Source organism: Aminipila butyrica (assembly GCF_010669305.1).
Classification (GTDB): Bacteria; Bacillota; Clostridia; order Peptostreptococcales; family Anaerovoracaceae; genus Aminipila; species Aminipila butyrica.
This window is the reverse complement of sequence record NZ_CP048649.1, coordinates 1,837,112-1,855,485: the sequence shown is the minus strand read 5'-3', so window position 1 is coordinate 1,855,485 and position 18,374 is coordinate 1,837,112. Positions and strand designations below refer to the sequence as shown.

General features: G+C 43.3%; 16 protein-coding genes. 3 read left to right on the top strand and 13 right to left on the bottom strand.

Going from position 1 to position 18,374, the window contains the following annotated elements; translation table 11 throughout:
* Positions 1–124: 124 nt before the first annotated feature.
* Genes arsA through Ami103574_RS08790 form a run of 3 tightly spaced genes read right to left on the bottom strand, consistent with a single transcriptional unit; the run spans position 125 to position 2,592 of the window.
* Positions 125–1,864, bottom strand: a complete 1,740-nt coding sequence (gene arsA, locus Ami103574_RS08800; RefSeq protein WP_163066668.1) for an arsenical pump-driving ATPase — start codon at positions 1,862–1,864, stop codon at positions 125–127.
* Entirely contained in the window at positions 1,861–2,232 is a 372-nt protein-coding gene (gene arsD, locus Ami103574_RS08795; RefSeq protein ID WP_163066667.1) for an arsenite efflux transporter metallochaperone ArsD, read from the bottom strand. Before arsD ends, arsA begins: the two co-directional genes overlap by 4 nt.
* 57 nt (positions 2,233–2,289) lie before the next feature.
* The gene (locus Ami103574_RS08790; RefSeq protein WP_163066666.1) at positions 2,290–2,592 is read right to left on the bottom strand and encodes an ArsR/SmtB family transcription factor; all 303 of its coding nucleotides are present in this window, start codon (positions 2,590–2,592) and stop codon (positions 2,290–2,292) included.
* Between the two features lie 516 nt (positions 2,593–3,108).
* Between Ami103574_RS08790 and Ami103574_RS08785 the strand changes: the two genes are divergently transcribed.
* The 3 genes from Ami103574_RS08785 to Ami103574_RS08780 all read left to right on the top strand — a co-directional run bounded on the left by Ami103574_RS08785 (position 3,109) and on the right by Ami103574_RS08780 (position 4,853).
* On the top strand, positions 3,109–3,729 hold the full coding sequence (locus tag Ami103574_RS08785; RefSeq protein ID WP_163066665.1) for a TlpA family protein disulfide reductase: 621 nt from the start codon (positions 3,109–3,111) through the stop codon (positions 3,727–3,729).
* 79 nt (positions 3,730–3,808) lie between these two features.
* Positions 3,809–3,958, top strand: a complete 150-nt coding sequence (locus tag Ami103574_RS16095; RefSeq protein ID WP_408609080.1) for a CD1871A family CXXC motif-containing protein — start codon at positions 3,809–3,811, stop codon at positions 3,956–3,958.
* Entirely contained in the window at positions 3,951–4,853 is a 903-nt protein-coding gene (locus tag Ami103574_RS08780; RefSeq protein ID WP_163066664.1) for a 4Fe-4S binding protein, read from the top strand. The genes Ami103574_RS16095 and Ami103574_RS08780 overlap by 8 nt, the downstream gene beginning before the upstream one ends.
* On the opposite strand, the gene Ami103574_RS08775 is transcribed toward Ami103574_RS08780, so the two are convergent.
* The 10 genes from Ami103574_RS08775 to dxs form a co-directional block, all read right to left on the bottom strand.
* Positions 4,844–5,152, bottom strand: a complete 309-nt coding sequence (locus tag Ami103574_RS08775; protein WP_163066663.1) for a LysM peptidoglycan-binding domain-containing protein — start codon at positions 5,150–5,152, stop codon at positions 4,844–4,846. The two genes, Ami103574_RS08780 and Ami103574_RS08775, sit on opposite strands and share 10 nt — an antisense overlap.
* A gap of 307 nt (positions 5,153–5,459) precedes the next feature.
* The gene (locus Ami103574_RS08770; RefSeq protein WP_163066662.1) at positions 5,460–6,200 is read right to left on the bottom strand and encodes a TVP38/TMEM64 family protein; all 741 of its coding nucleotides are present in this window, start codon (positions 6,198–6,200) and stop codon (positions 5,460–5,462) included.
* A gap of 24 nt (positions 6,201–6,224) precedes the next feature.
* Entirely contained in the window at positions 6,225–7,520 is a 1,296-nt protein-coding gene (locus Ami103574_RS08765) for a methionine gamma-lyase family protein (protein ID WP_163066661.1), read from the bottom strand.
* A gap of 61 nt (positions 7,521–7,581) precedes the next feature.
* Entirely contained in the window at positions 7,582–8,712 is a 1,131-nt protein-coding gene (locus Ami103574_RS08760) for a tyrosine-type recombinase/integrase (protein WP_163066660.1), read from the bottom strand.
* The gene (miaA, locus tag Ami103574_RS08755) at positions 8,691–9,623 is read right to left on the bottom strand and encodes a tRNA (adenosine(37)-N6)-dimethylallyltransferase MiaA (RefSeq protein ID WP_246213117.1); all 933 of its coding nucleotides are present in this window, start codon (positions 9,621–9,623) and stop codon (positions 8,691–8,693) included. Before miaA ends, Ami103574_RS08760 begins: the two co-directional genes overlap by 22 nt.
* A 35-nt stretch (positions 9,624–9,658) precedes the next feature.
* Positions 9,659–11,647 carry a DNA mismatch repair endonuclease MutL gene (mutL, locus tag Ami103574_RS08750; RefSeq protein ID WP_163066657.1) on the bottom strand — a complete coding sequence of 663 codons (1,989 nt, stop codon included), beginning with the start codon at positions 11,645–11,647 and terminating at the stop codon, positions 9,659–9,661.
* Positions 11,640–14,372 carry a DNA mismatch repair protein MutS gene (mutS, locus tag Ami103574_RS08745; protein WP_163066655.1) on the bottom strand — a complete coding sequence of 911 codons (2,733 nt, stop codon included), beginning with the start codon at positions 14,370–14,372 and terminating at the stop codon, positions 11,640–11,642. The genes mutL and mutS overlap by 8 nt, the downstream gene beginning before the upstream one ends.
* Positions 14,373–14,406: 34 nt before the next feature.
* Positions 14,407–15,606: a pyridoxal phosphate-dependent aminotransferase gene (locus Ami103574_RS08740; protein WP_163066653.1), complete on the bottom strand. Its 1,200-nt coding sequence runs from the start codon at positions 15,604–15,606 to the stop codon at positions 14,407–14,409.
* An 83-nt stretch (positions 15,607–15,689) separates the two neighbouring features.
* The gene (locus Ami103574_RS08735; RefSeq protein WP_207710487.1) at positions 15,690–16,487 is read right to left on the bottom strand and encodes a TlyA family RNA methyltransferase; all 798 of its coding nucleotides are present in this window, start codon (positions 16,485–16,487) and stop codon (positions 15,690–15,692) included.
* Positions 16,477–18,360: a 1-deoxy-D-xylulose-5-phosphate synthase gene (dxs, locus tag Ami103574_RS08730; RefSeq protein ID WP_163066649.1), complete on the bottom strand. Its 1,884-nt coding sequence runs from the start codon at positions 18,358–18,360 to the stop codon at positions 16,477–16,479. The genes Ami103574_RS08735 and dxs overlap by 11 nt, the downstream gene beginning before the upstream one ends.
* Between the last annotated feature and the right edge of the window lie 14 nt (positions 18,361–18,374).

Here is an 18,374-nt window from a genome sequence, read left to right as displayed (position 1 = left end):
AAAATATTAATTTTAGGAATAGTTGTGTGGAGTTAATAGACAAACAACCGTTATTTAAACTTATGCTCATAGGTTCTGTCAACTGAAATTCTTTAATAAGGGGTATTTTCAAAGACCATCTTTTCTATTTTAATAAAGCTAAAAGCTTCTCATCTTTAATTTCTTCACTTTTCCACGAAACAACTGCAAAACTGCCGTTAGAAATTTCACTAACTTTATTTATCCAGGTTATTTCATGACTTGCTTTGGCTTTTAGAATCTCATTCGTAGTATCTGTGGCAAATAAACTTGCATTAATAACCCACCACTTACTCTTTATTCCAGCACGTTCTAAGTCCTCATCTAGCCGTTTAGCTTCATAAACTGGTGTCGTTTCTGCCAAGGTTACAATGACTACCTCTGTCTCCCGCTCATTTCTGAGCTTTGGCAGAAGCTTTTTAATCGATTCCGGTATATCTCCCTGGGCTCGCTGTATCTCTCTATTATAACTTTCTGTAGAATCTAATAATAATAGCGTATGCCCTGTTGGTGCGGTATCTATAACAACAATTTCATTTTCTGACTTCTCAACGATTTCTGCAAAAGCTCTAAAAACAGCAATTTCTTGTGTACAAGGAGATCTCAGATCTTCTTCCACATATTCAAGATCTTCTTCACTCATCATTTCTCTTGCTTTTGATAAAACTTCTTCTTTATACTTATCTAGTTCCTTTTTCTCATCTATGTTACTTAAAGTAATGCCATAGCTTTCATCCAAAACAAGTTTTAAATGATCTGCGGGGTCAGTAGTGGTAAGATGTACTTTCACCCCTTTATTTGCTAATCCTAAAGCAATAGCCGCGGCTATTGTTGTTTTGCCAACACCGCCCTTACCCATTGTAAAAATAACCTTTTTTTTAGATGTATATAAATCTTCTACAACTGTTTTTAGCATAGGTATTTCATTAACTTGCAATTTTTCACTACTGCATTTAATATTGTCTTCCTTAAAAAATGCTCTTACATTTTCAAGCCCTGTTACGTTATAAGGTCTTAAGGGAATCTCAAAAGAAGTTAAGTCTCTTAAATGTTCTGGTATATCTTGTAGCGCTCTTTGTTGTTTATGAAATATATCTTGAGATAAGCTATCGTTAGCTTCTTTAAGCATCCCATTAATAACGAGAATTTGGTTGTGAACTCCAATATCCTGTAATTCTTTCGAAGCTCTCTCAGCTTCTTTTAACGGGGCATTCTCTGGCCTTGAAACTAATATTAACGTAGTCAAGTTCTTATCACCAAGTATTTTAACAGCATTTTTATAGACTTCCTTTTTCTCTTCAAGCCCTGCCAATTGACCTAAACAAGATGCTCCATGAGTACTTTTACTAATAAAGCTACTCCAAGCGGAAGGGAGTTGTAGCATTCGAAGCGTATGGCCCGTCGGTGCTGTATCAAATATAACGTGATCGAAATCGCGTTTTACCTTTTCATCAGTAATAAAAGTTGAGAATTCGTTAAAGGCTGCTATTTCGACCGTACAAGAACCAGAAAGTTGTTCCTCCATATTCTTTATAACCACCTCGGGGAGCTTACCTCTAAAAGGGCCTATAACGCTTTCCTTATATTCATTAGCTGCATCTTCAGGGTTAAAGTTTGCAACTACTAGATTGCGAACTCCTTTTATCGGAACCCCTTTATTGTTTAACTCAGTATTAAAAACATCTTGCAGATTTGAGGCTGGATCTGTACTCACTAGCATGATACGTTTTCCCTGATCTGCTAAAGCGATAGCCGTCGCACAAGCTGTAGAGGTCTTCCCTACTCCACCTTTTCCAGTAAAAAATAAATATTTAGTTAAATTTATTTTGTTAGGATCAAAGATCATTGACAGCATCCTCCCTTACATCCACAGCCTGGTTTAGCCTTTACGGTAGACTTTAGTGTATCTAATGGAAGTTCTAGCATTTCACAAAATTCGTTATTTGAAGGATATTCTTTAATTTTAACTACTTCATTATCTAAAATTGTCACTGGAAGTATATCTATACCTTCACTATTTATTAAGGTATTTATTGTGCTATTATCTACAAATGCCTGAGGGCTACTTGCTAAATTATATCGATCAACGATAATCCCTTTATTATTTAGTTTATTTAAAGTAGTTGCTACTCGAAGTAATTCTGGATTAACACTTGGGCCACAAACCCCGGTGGAACAGCACATAGCAGGATCAAAAATAATCATCTTTTTCATAATTCTATCTCCTTTTTTATCATCTTTTCTTTTAATTCTCTGACATTCTTTTCAAATTTAACAATTAGAGCAAATATCAAAGTTAGATGGATTTACATTATCTATAAAGTCTTTTAAATAATAATAAGCTTCTTTATTAATAGTGTATTTCATCCATATTCCATCGCGTCTTCCGTTGACCAATCCACAATCACAGAGGATTTTCATATGATAGGATAATGTCGGCTGGGTAATATTAAATTCTTCAAGAACATTACAAGCACACAGTTCGCCTTTTGTAAGCATATAAAAGATTTTCAATCTTGTTTCATCCCCCAATGCTTTCATCATTAATGCATATCTTTTGTAATCAATCGCCAAGAATCTACCTCCAAAATAATCTTTTAATACGCTTAACAATGTCAACTGATTTTAATAAGTTATTCCTTCAATACATACTTAAAAATCACCAGGTAACACTTTAGTTCTATCTAGTTTTCAATATACATAGATAATCATCAATGTATCGTACACACATTATATGCACCATATTGATAAATGTCAATGTGATATTTAAACAATAATTAAATTCATATCATTTTTCTTTGTAGCAATAAATATATAACGACCTTCTTTTCAAGCTTCTCTCCGGTGTCAGATATTACTATTTTTATTTTATTAAAAAACCTTTAAATCCTTATTTTTATCAAATACTAACAACAAAACCTTTCATATGAAGGTCCAATTTAGTACAATGTTCATATATATTTATACTAAGTCTAATACGCATGGCGACTAGTCAGCCTTACAGCCCTTTGTACTCATATGTGTTATATATGAACAGACAAAATAAATCAAACCAAAACGATTTGAAATGATTTGAAGGAGAATGAACACATGAAACGATTATTTTTATTAGGATTGGCCGCACTATTGACTTTGTCTATGCTCAGTGGGTGTTCCCAGCCTGCTACCGATATGCAGCTGGACAAAGAAAAAGATGGCGGCACAAACACGCTGGGCGTTCAAGATACTATACAGCCTGTAGCGTCTAAAACTGCCACCTCCGTAGGTGACTTCAAAGCCCAGGACTTGGCTGGAAATACAGTAACGAAGGACATCTTTAGCAACTATGATTTAACTTTAGTTAATGTTTTCACTACCTGGTGCTCCCCTTGTATCGAGGAAATTCCGGAATTAAATGAAGTATACAAGGAAATGGCCGATAAAAAAGTGAATGTTATTGGTATCGTGCTAGATGTTAATGAAGATGGAAAAATCGATTCCAGCAAAATGGACAAATTAAATAAGATCATTGAATCCACAAAAGCAGAATACATGGTACTGCTACCAGACGATGTACTTCGGACCGGCCTTTTAAAGGATATAAGCTCTGTTCCTCAGACGTTCTTTGTTGATAAAGATGGCAATATCGTAGGAGAAACCTATCTAGGGTCGCGGAACAAAAGCGAATGGCTGAAGGTTATCGAAACGGAACAGAAAAACTTAGGTAGCTGACAGCTGCGCAGACGGTACTAGAAGTTAGGAAAAAGCCCATTCTATAAGAACGTTTGTGCACAGAAAGGATTTTAATATTATGTTAAAAAGAAAACAACATACTTTTTTTTCTGTATTCCTTATACTGATGGGCCTTTGCTTTATGGGCTTTGGAATTTTTCGTGGAGAAACGGCTGTTTTGTTTGAAAAAGCTATTAACATATGTTTGGAGTGTATAGGCATTGGATAAAAAAAGAAAAAATAATGATTTTTTTAGATTTAAAGTTCAGGTGCTATGGGCACTGATTACCAATAGCTTTCTCATCGGCTTTGTTCAGGGAAAGATTTACCAAGGCAAATTAAAAAATGTTTGCGTTCCCGGGCTGAATTGCTATTCCTGCCCGGGAGCCATAGGCTCCTGCCCCATTGGAGCACTGCAGGCCGTCATCGGCAGCTACGAATTTAAGTTTTCTTTTTATGTAGTGGGATTTCTAATCGCTGTAGGTGCCTTTATGGGGCGTTTTGCCTGTGGTTGGCTGTGTCCTTTCGGCCTTTTTCAGGAGTTGTTATATAAGATTCCTTTTTTCAAAAAAGTACGGACTTTTAGAGGCGACCGACAGCTAAGATATGTGAAATATGTGGTCTTAGTCATTTTCGTCATCCTCATGCCATTGTTTGTAGTAGATATCATTGGCCAGGGTGCGCCTTATTTCTGTAAGCTTATTTGCCCAGCCGGAACGTTAGAAGGCGGTTGGCCTTTAGTTTTAACGAACAAAGGTTTACAAGAGACCGTAGGATGGCTTTACGCCTGGAAGAACCTGCTGTTGGTTCTAACCATAGTCGCTTGTCTGGTAATATATCGCCCCTTCTGCAAATACATCTGCCCTCTCGGTGCAATCTACTCTTTGTTCAATCCAGTCTCACTTATTAAATATAAAACCTGTGGAGATGGGTGCACAAACTGCGGAGCCTGTCAGGCTGTCTGCAAAATGACTGTGAATCCCGCTCAAGGACTCAATGATTTAGAATGTATTCGTTGTGGTCGATGTGCCCATGCCTGCGCTTCTAAGTCTATGAAGAAAGTTCCGCTAAAGAAACGAGCTGCTGAAATCCAAGAATCAAATTCAAAAATCAATCAGCTATAATCTGGAATAAGAATCATCTGACCTGGATAAAGATGCTCTGCTGCGATTTGATTTAACTTGCATATATCATTGATTACTTCCCGGATATCTGTATGATCCGGTCCATATTCAGAAGCCAAGGCCCATAAGGAGTCTCCCGGTGCAATCTGAACTTCTATGGGTGGCTGCAATCTAGTTAGGCTGCTGGCATCATTTAACCCCAGAACCGTATTGGTCATAAAACCCAATAGAATAAACGTGACAGCAATCGCTGTAGTAAATCTAAATTTGGATTTAATCCGATATTTCCTGCTCCTCATAACAACCCCTCCTATTTTAAGAACTTATGTTTACAAAGTCATAATATACGAATTTATGTTCTTTGTCAATCTTTATTATAAACATTTGTTCTACTTTTTATTATAAAAGCAAAGTAATTTTATTTTCTTCCTCTTCCCCCCCACTTTCTCACCCCCAATCAATATATGTAAAAAGTCCCTACATTTTCTGCACAAAAAAAGAACGCCGGCCATTACTGGACGGGTTCCCATCAGTTTATTATTTTTTCTATTTAAACTTATCTCCAATGACTTCTTATGATTATAATCTGCTGAATATAGCCCTGCCTCACAGGTGAATCAGCTTCTTATACCACTGATCCATGAGTTTGGTCAACTTATCATGATTCTTCGCGCCCCAGAGAAAGAGCCCCGTCATCAGCAAGGCCAGAATCACGATGCCCACATAACTGCCTTTGTTAAACATACTGCCAATCATGATAGACGACATCATGGCTGGAGTCCTGCCAACCAAGCTGATAATCAAAAAAACCTTTAGCTTCATTTCCGAGACCCCCGCAGCATAGGTAAAAAGATCCTTTGGCAGGCCGGGTATTAAAAAGATGACAAATACTAAAATAAACGCGCGTTTGCTGTTTAGCCGATCAATAAACTTAGATACCTTTTTTTCATCGAAAATCAAGTAGAGAGCATCTCGTCCCAAGAACCTGGCCAGATAAAAGGTAATCACCGTACCTAGCGCTGCTCCGATAATGGAATACAAATAGCCAAACCAGAAAGCATAGACATAACCGGCGGCAAATTGCATAGCCTGTCCAGGAATGATGCAGATTACAATCTGTAAAACCTGTATGCCAATATAAGCCAACACACTGGCCGTCTGGTATTTTTGCAAATAAATCCGGACATTCTCCAGGCTGTTAAACTGACTGATAAATTCCCGCTGAAAAAACACGATATACAACGAAAGCCCCACCACTAATGCCAGCAGCAGCAATAACTTAGCAAGGGTTACAATCCGTTTAATTCTAATTTTTGCCTGTTCTTTTCTATCCGTAACAACCTTCAACAGTCTCACTCCCCTGCTATAGATTTATAGATTTTTCAGCAAATTCTTCTCATAAAGGGCTTGAAGGGCCTGGATTACACCGAACTTTGAATGTTCATAAGTCAGCCCTCCCTGAAAATAAATGATATAGGGTTCCCGCAGCGGCCCGTCTGCGCTTAGTTCGATGGAAGACCCTTGAACAAAAGCGCCGGCAGCCATAATGACCTGACTGTCATAGCCTGGCATAGCCCAAGGCACTGGTTTTACATGGGAATCAATGGGTGCCGCCGACTGGATGCCTTCTGCAAAGGCACACATGGCTTCCGGAGTGTTCAATTTTACTGCTTCAATAATATCACTGCGCTTTTCCTCTGGCCGTGGGCAGACTTCATAGCCCAAGCTCTCAAATGCCTGCGCACAGAGAATAGCGCCTTTCACCGCTCCATTCACGGTCTTAGGTGCCAGAAACAATCCTTGGAGCATGGTTCTAGTCTGACCGAACATGAGGCCGCATTCCCCGCCAATCCCTGGAGACGTCATTCGATAGGCGATATTTTCCACCAAATTTGCTCTGCCCGTTATATAACCTCCTGCTAAAGCTAATCCACCACCAGGGTTTTTAATCAGCGAACCAGCTATAATATCCGCTCCTACCTCTGTCGGCTCTTTGGTGTCTAAAAATTCTCCGTAGCAGTTATCCACCATGCAGACAATGTCTGGCCGGATTCCATGAACGAAAGAAGCCCATTCTTCAATCTCAGGGATGGTAATGGCACGACGCCAGCCATAGCCTGTAGCCCGCTGAACCGTTACAATGCGGGTATGTTCATTAATAGCCTGTCCCAAAGCCTCCAAATCGATACGGCCATGAGCATTAAGTTCCACCTGCTTATAGGTAATGCCGAATTCTTTTAAAGATCCTTTTCCCTCTCCCCGTAGGCCGATAACCTCCTCCAAGGTGTCGTAGGGTGCACCTGTGCAATAAATCAGCTCATCTCCCGGCCGTAAAATACCGGTCAAGGTCAACGTCAGAGCATGGGTCCCATTTACAATCAAAGGTCGTACCAATGACGCCTCTGTCTTAAAAATATCACAGTAAACCTTTTCCATGGCTTCCCGTCCAGGATCATCATAGCCGTAGCCCGTATTCCAGCTAAAGTGCATATCGCTAATTTTATTTTTTTGAAAAGCTTCCAGCACCTTATATTGATTAAAGGCCATGATATCGTCCAGTTCCTCATATAAAGGTGCTACTTTTTTTTCGGATTCATCTATCAATTTCAGCACCGCCGGAGCAATGCCCATTTTCGTTGTCAACAAGTCATATGTATTCTTTTGCATATAAAATTCAGCCCTTCCTCTGTGTATTTCATAATATTTTTATAGTAAACAGAATCGCTTATTATCGTTTGCCTGTGCGCTCCAGCTCCCATTCCATATTATTGACCAAATCGCGCTTTACATTCTCCTTATGTTTTGCATACAGCTGGGTGGTGGTCACATTTTCGTGATCCAACAGCACCTGGACGTCGTAAATGTCCTCCCCTCGCCCAATTAGACTGGTGGCCGCCGTAGCCCGAAGCTTGTGCGGGCTATAGCCACTTTTTTGAGAGGTCTTCAGGGCATAGGCGGTGTATTTTTTCACCAGCTCCCGAATCTGCCGCTCCGTCATCCGCCGGCCTTGAAGGGAAAGAAATAGCGCCCCTCTATTCTCTTCGTCTAGTTTCTCGTCTGAAGCTCGTTCCTGAGTTAAGTAGTCCTGAATAACCAGCTGACAGGACTGGTTGATGGGCATGATGGATTCTTTGCCCCGTTTTCTGTAAATCTTGAACTCTCCTCGATCAAAGTTGAAGGAGTCTACGTTGAGCTGCTGAAGCTCCGATAACCGTAACCCATAAGTTATGAATAAAACTAAAATGGCCTTATCGCGCTTTTTTGTCTTTTTCCAAAATTCCAGCTGTTTTTTTGTCATACCTCTGCCGTCAGAAACCGTCCCCAGCATCAGCTGGACTTCTTCGTCAGTAAGTGCCTTGATCTCTCGTTCCCCCGGTTTTGGCACCCGGATGGGGTCCAGACCATCTGTAATGTTTTTAGAGAGAATCTCGTCCCGAAACAGATACTTAAAGAGCACCGATAGAGAGGACTTTTTTCTAGCCAAAGAACGATTGGTGTTTTCATAGATGTAGATGCTGTCCTGCCGTTCTTTTTCATATCGTCTGGCAAAATCCAAAAATATGTTAATATCTCTGGCCCGAATCGCTTCAAAGTCTTGAGCTGACAATCCCCGAACAGCCTTCACCTGGAACATACCAGAATCCATTAGATAACTGCAAAAAAACTTGATATCCGTCAGATAGGCCAACCGAGTCATGGGCAGAACGCTGCCCCGCAAATAAGCGAAAAATCCGTTCATAAAGGTTGGCAGTTCCTCTTCCAGTGCCTTGCACTGGTCAAATATATCCTGCTCTTTTTTGAGAATATTCTCGGGCTTTCCCATCTTATTCTGAATTTTTATCTGTTTTTGCTCAGCCATATGATCATCTCCTTTATTGCCAGCTCGTCATCTGCATAGGAAGAAAGGTCGAACCAAGTCATGTCCTCATACCGTTTAAACCAAGTCATCTGCCTTTTGGCGTAATGCCGGGTATTCCGCTTCACTAGATAGACGGCCTGCTCCAGGTCGTATTCCCCTTGGAGGTAACCCATGATTTCCTTGTAGCCGATGCCCTTCATAGAAATATTCTCTGGCGTTAGACCCATGGACAGCAAACCGCGAACTTCCTCTACCAACCCCATATCCAAAAGCAGGTCGACTCGTTGGTCGATGCGCCCATACAACTCTTCCCGCTGACGGCAAAGGCCTAAAAGACAGCAGGTATAATCTTTAGTGGGAACAAAGGACTGTTCAAAGGACTTGATACCTGTCCCTGCATGCTCCGCCACTTCCAAAGCCCGAATGACCTTTTTCACATTGTTGGGATGAATTCGCTCAGCCCCCTGAGGGTCTTTTTCTTCCAGAAGCCGGTGCAGATATTCCTTGCCCTGGCTGGAAGCCAGCTGCTCCAGCTGATGACGGTATTCCTGAGAAGCCGGGGGTGCTGAAAAATCCATATCATAAATCAAAGAGTTCACATAGAGACCGGTGCCTCCAGATACAACTGGCGTCTTTCCTCGAGAAAAGATATCCTGGATGGCTGCCTTGGCCCGCCGTTGATATTCTGCTACAGAAAAAGCCTCTCTGGGATCCACTTCATCCACCAGATAATGCCGAATCTGCGCTCGCTCCTCCTTGGTGGGCTTGGCGCTGCCGATATCCATGAATTGATAGAGCTGCATGGAATCCGAAGAGACAACCTCTCCGTCTAAAGCTTTAGCCGCTTCTATGGCATATTTAGTCTTGCCCACCGCAGTGGGACCTGCAATAATGATTATTTCTTTCTTCATTGTCCATTTCACCTATATTTTTCAGCAAGGAGATTTTACACCCGCTTAAACATTTTTTCGATTTCGTATTTTGTCATTTTTATAAAGGTCGGACGGCCGTGAGGACAAGAATACGGGTTTTCGCACAGGGCTAGATCCTCTATCAGCTGACGGCATTCTGCCGGGGAAAGAACATCATTGGCCTTAACCGCCGACTTGCAAGACCGCATGATAATTCGATCCACCTTGGCCTGATTTTTAATATCTACATCTTCCTCTATATTTTCCAGGAAATAATTGACCAAGTTTTCTCCTTCGGACAACTCCATAAAGGCGGGGATTTCTTTCACCACATAAGCTTTTAAGCCGAAAGGCTCTATGTCAAAACCCATACTCCGCAGAATATGTACCCAAGACTTTTCAGCGGATTTAATGGTATAAGGCACCTCTACCACCAGAGGCGTCAAAATACCTTGTCGAAGCTTTTCTTCTTGGCGGTATTGCCCCAGCAGTTTTTCATAGAAAATCCGTTCATGAGCTGCATGTTGGTCTATTAAGTAGAAACAGTCTCCTTCTACCGCCGTAATATAGGTGTTGAAAATGGTTCCAGTTAATTGCAGTTCTCTAAAAAATGCTGCATTCTGCTCCTTTTGTGTCTTTTCGGTCAAGGCTTCTCTAGGAGGGGTAATCCCAACAGCATAATTCTGTTCTTCCTGTTCTCGCGCCAAGGTTGACAATATATTTTTTATGTCTACTTGTTCTTGTTGCTTTTCACTTTGCAGGAGTTGCTGTTTGTTTTCTTTTAAAACCTGGATTACCTGGTCATTTACCTGCGCTTGCTGAATTTTTTGCTGAAGGGTTGCGCTCTCTTCCCCCGTGGCGTTTCCTCCCGCCCCAAGACTTCCTTGAAGGGGCGGCTTTTCTCCTCTCGAAATCAGCTGGGAAGACGAAGGGCTAGATTTTACCTCACCCTGTATTTTCGCCTCTGCCGCAGCAATGCGATTCAGTAACCCACTTGCCCCTTCTTTCATCACTTGACCGCCTTTTACCTGAGGAATAGCCTGCTGAGACAGCAAACCGCTCTTGATGGCCTGGGCGATAAAGTTCCGTACCTCTAAATCTCGATGGAATCGAACCTCTTTCTTGTTTGGGTGAATATTCACATCTACCAGTTCCGGCTGGATGGTAAAAAACAAATAGGCCACCGGATAGCGTCCTTCAAAGAGCCGCTCAGTATAACCATCCTGCACAGCTAAATCCATGATTCGGTTGTTGATGACCCGCCCATTGACGTAGAACAGCTGCTGCTTTTTGTTGGTTTTGCTCACATCCGGCCTGGAAATATACCCTTCCAGCCTCATATCCTCCCGTTCACTGTACACGTACAGAAGGCCATCCCCTACCGCTTTACTGTACACGGTAAGGATGTTATTGTACTTGTCCCCTTTTCCGTTGGTGGAAAATAAGATGGTACCATTGTTGATCAGGCGGATTTTAATATGGGCATAGGCCAAAGCAATTCGAGAAATAAAGTCAATGATTAACGTACTTTCCGTAGAATCACTCTTCATAAATTTTAATCTGGCAGGCGTGTTATAGAATAAATCAGAAACAATGATTGTGGTTCCCTCTGGGCAGCCGGTAGCAACCTTCTCAAAGACTTCCCCGCCGTGAATCTTTAAAGAAAAACCGGTTTTAGAATCAGCCGTTTTAGAAATCAATTCCACTCGGGATACCGCTGCAATACTAGATAAGGCTTCTCCTCTAAACCCCAGAGTCAGAATGTGGCTTAAATCCTCATCCGTGACAATTTTACTGGTGGCATGGCGTAAAAATGCCAGCTCTGCCTGATCTTCTGGGATACCGCTGCCATTGTCCGTTACCCGAATGTACGTCTTCCCTCCATTTCGCATTTCCACCGTAATATTGGTGGCTCCCGCATCGATGGAGTTTTCCACCAATTCCTTGACGATGGATAAAGGCCGATCCACCACTTCTCCTGCGGCAATCTTATCTGCTACATTTTTATCAAGAATTCTAATCATTTGCAGCCTCCTGCAATTCTGCCAATATCTTTAAGGCTTCCCAAGGAGCCAGCTTCATCAAATCAATGCTCTTCAGCCGCTGAATCACCGGGTTTGGTGCAAAACTAAACAGAGACAGCTGCTCTCCTTGCGACTTGTCCTCTTTTATCGGCTGTTTTTTATGACTTTCAGATAGCTGCTCTAAAGATTCGGCTATTTCTTCCACATCTCCTAATGCCTTATTCCTGTCTGAACCCTCTAAAGCCTTGCTGCTTTCTTTCCGCTCTTTGCCTGCATCCAGCAGATGTGGACTGCCGTCTTGCCCTCCTTCTAGTCCAGTCAGCTTATTTTCTGCTGCTTCCAGAACCATTTTCGGAACCCCGGCAATCTTCGCCACGTGAATCCCATAGCTTTTGCTGGCGCTGCCAGAGACAATTTTGTGCAGAAAGACGATGTTTCCATTTTCTTCCGCTACATCTACATTGAGATTTTTCACCCCGGGAACCAATTCCTCCAGGGCTGTCAATTCATGGTAGTGGGTAGCAAATAGCGTGCGAATCTTATTTTTTTCGTTGCACAGGTATTCTACTACCGCCCAGGCGATAGAAAGACCGTCATAGGTGCTGGTACCTCGGCCGATTTCGTCCAGAATAATCAGACTCTTATCCGTTGCGGTGTTTAAAATATAAGCCAGCTCACTCATCTCCACGAAAAAGGTACTCTGTCCCTGAGCCAGATTATCAGATGCACCAATTCTGGTATAAATTCGATCAACTACCCCGATGGCAGCACTTTCACAAGGGACAAAACAGCCAGCCTGAGCCATAAGAACAATCAGGGCAGTTTGTCGCATGTAAGTCGATTTTCCGGCCATGTTCGGTCCGGTAATCAGCAGCATACTGGCATCGCTGTCGTTAACATATACATCGTTAGAGACAAAGATTCCATCACGAATCATTTCTTCAATGACCGGGTGCCGACCGTTGCGAATATTCAAAAGGCCACTGTCGTTAACCTCCGGCTTTACATAACCTAAGGCGGCAGACACGTGGGCAAATGAAGTAAGTACATCAATAGTAGAAATTGCACCGGAAGCCTTCTGAATCAGGCCAATGTATTCTTGAATACTGCTTCGAAGCTCTGCGAAAATCTCATATTCCATCTGGTTAATCTTAGATTCAGCATGAAGGACCAAACTTTCCATCTCTTTCAGCTCCGGGGTAATAAAGCGTTCACAGTTGACCAGAGTCTGCTTCCGAATATAGTCCTCCGGTGCCATATCTAAATTAGATTTGGTTATCTCGATATAATAGCCAAAGACCTTATTGAAGCGGACTTTCAGATTCTTAATCCCGGTCCGTTCCCGCTCTTTTCCTTCCAGCTCTGCAATCCAAGTTTGCCCATCCTTGATGGAAAAGCGTAAGTCATCTAACTCTTTGGAAAATCCTGCTTTGATGATACCGCCCTCTTTAATCGTAAAAGGAGGTTCTTCTACCACCGCTTGTTCAATCAGTTCATAGACTTCCATCAGCTGGATGCTTATCTCCTGATTTAAACTGGCCAGCAAGGGATTATCCACCGAAGCTAATTCCGCTTTCAATTCCGGAAGAATAAAGAGGGAATTGCCTAAGGCAATTAAATCTTTTCCGTTGGCGTTGCCGCAGGCGATTCGTCCGGCCAGCCGCTCCAAATCGTAGACCTTTTTCAAGCACTCCTTAATGTTATTGCGTAGAATAATCTGATCTCCCAAGGCTTCCACCGCATCAAGCCGCTGATTGATGGGCCCGCTGCTGTTCAGCGGTTCCCTGAGCCACTGCTTCATCTTTCTGGAACCCATGGCGGTGTGGGTTTTGTCTAAAATGCCCAAAAGCGACCCTTGAACCCGTTTCTCGTAGAGGGTTTCCGTAATCTCTAAATTGCGGATAGTAGACTTGTCTAAAGACATGTGAGAACCAATATCGTACACCATCACTTGGGTGATGTGGCTCAAGCTATGCTTTCTAGTTTCAAAGAGGTAGCTTAAAAGCGCCCCCAAGGATAAGCAGGCAGTCTCAGCTCCATCCAGCCCAAGTCCAGTCAGGGATTTTGTCTGAAATTGTTTTAATATAGCATCATTTGCTGTAATTATATTATGGTAACTTTCTGGAAGTGGGTTAAAATATGCATCCGTTATCTTCTTCATCTCTTCAAGAGAAACAAAGTTTTCCGCCGATTGATTAATAATAACTTCTTTGGCTTTTATTTTCACCAGCTCATTTAAAAGAATCTCCAAGGTATCGCTGCCTTCGATGCTGGTAGTATGCAGCTCTCCGGTGGAAATATCACAGTAGGAAATGCCCGCCCCTTCCTCTCTCAAATAGATAGAGGCCAGGTAATTATTTTCCTTCTCATTAAGCATGGTTTGGCTGATGATGGTCCCCGGCGTAACAATCTGTACGACTTCACGCTTGACGATACCTTTTGCCGTGGCAGGATCCTCTACTTGCTCACAGATGGCAACCTTATACCCCTTATCCACCAGCTTAGCGATATACGTGTCTACGGAATGAAAAGGGACTCCGCACATGGGAGCCCTTTCCTCTTGACCGCAGTTTTTGCCCGTCAAGGTTATTTCCATTTCTCGGGAAGCCGTAATGGCATCCTCAAAAAACATTTCATAAAAATCGCCGAGCCTAAAGAACAAAATACAGTCCTGATGATTTTGTTTAATTTCCATATATTGCTGCATCATTGGTGTTAATTGCATATATTCTCTATACTCCTTTTTCTTTCAGGCGGATTTATTTATATCCTAAGGCTTTATACTTTTCCAGACCCAGACGAATCAGCTCCACTCCTCGAACCAGGTCCTCTTTATTTAATACATAAGCAATTCGCAGTTCATCCCGGCCCAGACCTGCCGTGCCGTAAAATCCTTGAATTGGCGCATACATAACAGTCTCGCCTTGGTCCTCAAATTCTGTCAGTAGCCATACTAGGAAGTCCTCTGAACTTTCTACCGGCAGTTTAACCATAATGTAGAAGGCACCGCCTGGCTTGTGGCAAACCACTCCAGGAATCTTCATGATTTCCTCGTAAGCCGCATCTCTTCTGCCCTCATATTCCACCCGTACCTCGTTAAAATAAGAAGGTTCCAGCTCATATAAGGCGGTAGCTCCAATCATATCCAGCGTTGGGCAGCACAGCCGACCCTGAGCCAGCTTCAGTGCATTGGACATGAGTTCTTGGTTCTTGGACACGATGCAGCCAATTCGGGCACCGCAGGCAGAAAACCGCTTCGAAACGGAATCCACAATAATTACCCGCTCCTTTATATCTTCCAACTGACCAAAGGACGTCATTTCCCGTCCATCGTAGGCAAATTCTCGGTATACCTCGTCAGCTATAATCCACAGGTCATGCTTCTTCGCCACGTCGGCGATGACACGCATCTCTTCTCTGCTGAGAATCGTGCCAGTAGGGTTTCCAGGGTTAACCAGGGAAATAGCTTTGGTCTTCTCCGTGATAGCCTTTTCAATTCGATCCCCATAAGCGTATTGGTAACCCTCTTCCGCTTGGGTAGTAATCGGAACAATTTTGCCTCCCGCTGCTGAAATAAAGGTTTGGTAATTCGTATAGAACGGTTCCGGCACCAGCACTTCGTCGCCATAATCCAAAATGCAGGTATAGATCATATTCAGAGCCTCGGATCCGCCATTGGTAATCAGCACGTCTTGTCTTTGGATATCCATATCAAAGCGTTTAAAATAGTTGGCGATAGCATCTTGCAGCTGCACCAGCCCGCCGGATTCTGCATAGGCCAGGACCTCTGAGTCAAAGCCCTTGATGGCATCCATAAAGGCTTTTGGAGTCTTGATATCGGGCTGCCCGATATTCAGATGGTAAACCTTTTTACCCTTCGCCTTCGCTTCAATAGCATACGCATTGAATTTTCTGATAGGCGAAAATTGCATGTCCTGTACTTTTTGTGATAATTTCATGTTACCTTCTCCTTTTTTATTTTATTATGTAGGCAATACCGCTGAAAGACGTATTGCCGGAGTACCAAATTGAAAACAACGGTTCAATCTAGAGTCTGATGAGACAAATCAGCAATCTGCTCAATCATTTCATCGGTAAAAGAATCACTTTCTACCTTCTTTAAGTGCAGCAGGTACTCGATGTTTCCTTTAGCTCCAGTTACTGGAGAAAAAGTCAACGCCTGAGGATATAAGCCCCATTCTCTGGCATAGCCTGCCACGTTTCGCAGAACTTCTTTATGGACCCGGATATCCCGGACAATGCCTTTCTTGCCTACTTGCTCTTTTCCCGCTTCAAATTGAGGTTTCACCAGACAGACAATGCTGCCCGTATCTGCCAAGAGCTGACTAGCTACAGGGAAAACCAGCTTTAGAGAGATAAACGACACGTCAATACTGATAAAGTTCATATTTCGACCGACAGTATCCACATCCAAATAGCGGATGTTGACCTTTTCCATATTGACCACTTTCGGATCGTTCCTCAGCTTCCAAGCCAGCTGCCCATAGCCCACGTCAATGGCAAAGACCTTGGCCGCACCGTTTTTCAGCATACAATCCGTAAAGCCTCCAGTGGATGCCCCGATGTCAGCACAGACTGCACCTTCCAGCTGGAAATCAAAAACCTCCAAGGCCTTTTCCAGCTTCAAACCGCCTCGGCTCACATAAGGACAAATATCTTCCTTCACAAAAAATTCACTGGTATCGCTGACCGGCGTTCCCGCTTTATCTACTCGCTGTCCGTCCACATAGACGATGCCCGCCATAATGGCTCCTTTAGCCTTTTCTCTGGAAGGAAAAAGGCCTTTTTCTACCAGCATTACATCAAGTCTATCTTTCAATAAAGTCACGCACCCTTTCGCATATACCGTCCACATCTAATTTATATTTTCCAAACAGCTCTCGGTCATCGCCATGTTCCACAAAAACATTGGGCCAGGCTACATGTCGGCAGGGAAGCAATACCTCTTCTCTGCTCAGCAATCCGGCGGCCTGCTGACCAAATCCGCCCTGGAGCACATTGTCCTCTACCGTCATCAATCGCTTGGCTTGTTTAGCTATCTGTAAAATGGCTTCTTCGTCCAGGGGACAAATGCTCCGCACATTTACCAGCCCTACTGAAACTCCCTGCTGCCGCAGGCGTACACAGGCCTCATAGGCCACAGAAACCATCTTACCCACCGCCAAGATCATCAGTTCCTCTCCGAAAAAAATTACTTTGCTTCGGTTTATCGGACCATAATCCTCCTGGTATACAGTGGTCAGGTCCGGTGCCTCCCCTCGAGGATAACGAATCGCACAAGGGCCATTTAAAGTCAGTGCATAATCCAACATCAGGGCCAGTTCTGTTCCATCTGCTGGAGCCAACACCTTCATGTTGGGCATATGGCTTAAATAGGAGAGGTCGAAAACGCCGTGATGGGTTTCTCCATCGGCACCGACATTTCCAGCCCGATCGATGGCAAAAATAACAGGCAGATTCTGCATGCAGACGTCAATCATCATCTGGTCGTAAGCCCGCTGTAAAAAAGTCGAATAGATGGCCACCACCGGCCGATATCCCCCTGCGGCAATCCCTGCAGCAAAAGATACGGCATGACCCTCGGCAATACCCACATCGAACATTCGCTGAGGATACCTGGCTGCAAACTTGCTTAAACCGGTGCCGTGAATCATGGCTGCACTAATGGCTACCAGTCTTTCCTCTCTAGCAGCCAGCTGAATCAACTTATTGCCAAATATCTGAGAATAGGAAAATCCATCCTCTGTTGAAAGCGGAAGTCCCGTAGTGGGATTAAAGGGAGCCACTCCATGAAACTTATCCGGACTGTTCTCCGAATTCTTATACCCCTTCCCCTTTTTGGTCAGCACGTGGAGGACTACTGGACCCTCTACATTCCGAGCCAACATTAAGGCTGTGGTCAAATCTTCGATGTTATGACCGTCAAAGGGCCCCATGTATTTAAGCCCCAGTTCCTCGAAAAGAGCGCCTTCTACCACCGCGTATTTGATAGAATCCCGTAGGTGCTCCACTCCGGCATACAGGCTTTCTCCCACCCGGGGAATGCCTTTCAGCGCTTTCTTAATCTGCTTCTTAATATCCAAATAGGTGGAAGACATCCGCAGGTTGCTCAGATGCTGGGATAGTCCGCCGATATTCTGAGAGATGGACATCCCATTGTCGTTAATGATGATAATCATTTTAGACTTAGATGCTCCCGCATTGTTCAAAGCCTCAAAGGCTAAGCCTCCGGTCAAGGCCCCATCCCCGATAACCGCCACTACGTCAAAGTTTTCTCCTTGAAAATCTCGAGCTGCTGCTATGCCTGCCGCCGCAGAAATGGAATTGCTGCTGTGGCCCGTATCAAAACAGTCGTGAGGGCTTTCTTCCCGCTTAGGGAAGCCGCTCATGCCGCCATACTGCCGCAGAGAAGAAAACTTATCCCCTCGTCCTGTCAAAATCTTATGAACGTAAGATTGATGCCCTACATCCCAGATAATCTTATCTCTGGGGCTGTCAAACACGGTATGCAGCGCAATAGTCAATTCTACGACTCCCAAATTGGAGGCCAGATGGCCTCCTGTTTTCGATACATGTTCAATTAAAAAGTCTCTTATTTCATATGTCAGCAGGTCCAATTCGTCGTTGGACATGTGCTTTAAATCCTCCGGAAAATCTCCCGTGGACAGTGTAATTTTTCTTCGTTCTCCCATAACACCCTTCTCTA

Excerpts from the sequence above, each read along its gene's own strand:
- Ami103574_RS08765 (WP_163066661.1), bottom strand. The coding sequence starts at position 7,520 with ATGCAAAAGAATACATATGACTTGTTGACAACGAAAATGGGCATTGCT.
- Ami103574_RS08760 (WP_163066660.1), bottom strand. The coding sequence starts at position 8,712 with ATGGCTGAGCAAAAACAGATAAAAATTCAGAATAAGATGGGAAAGCCC.
- arsD (WP_163066667.1), bottom strand. The coding sequence starts at position 2,232 with ATGAAAAAGATGATTATTTTTGATCCTGCTATGTGCTGTTCCACCGGG.
- Ami103574_RS08740 (WP_163066653.1), bottom strand. The coding sequence starts at position 15,606 with ATGAAATTATCACAAAAAGTACAGGACATGCAATTTTCGCCTATCAGA.
- mutS (WP_163066655.1), bottom strand. The coding sequence starts at position 14,372 with ATGCAATTAACACCAATGATGCAGCAATATATGGAAATTAAACAAAAT.
- Ami103574_RS08775 (WP_163066663.1), bottom strand. The coding sequence starts at position 5,152 with ATGAGGAGCAGGAAATATCGGATTAAATCCAAATTTAGATTTACTACA.
- miaA (WP_246213117.1), bottom strand. The coding sequence starts at position 9,623 with ATGAAGAAAGAAATAATCATTATTGCAGGTCCCACTGCGGTGGGCAAG.
- dxs (WP_163066649.1), bottom strand. The coding sequence starts at position 18,360 with ATGGGAGAACGAAGAAAAATTACACTGTCCACGGGAGATTTTCCGGAG.
- arsA (WP_163066668.1), bottom strand. The coding sequence starts at position 1,864 with ATGATCTTTGATCCTAACAAAATAAATTTAACTAAATATTTATTTTTT.
- mutL (WP_163066657.1), bottom strand. The coding sequence starts at position 11,647 with ATGATTAGAATTCTTGATAAAAATGTAGCAGATAAGATTGCCGCAGGA.
- Ami103574_RS16095 (WP_408609080.1), top strand. The coding sequence starts at position 3,809 with ATGTTAAAAAGAAAACAACATACTTTTTTTTCTGTATTCCTTATACTG.
- Ami103574_RS08785 (WP_163066665.1), top strand. The coding sequence starts at position 3,109 with ATGAAACGATTATTTTTATTAGGATTGGCCGCACTATTGACTTTGTCT.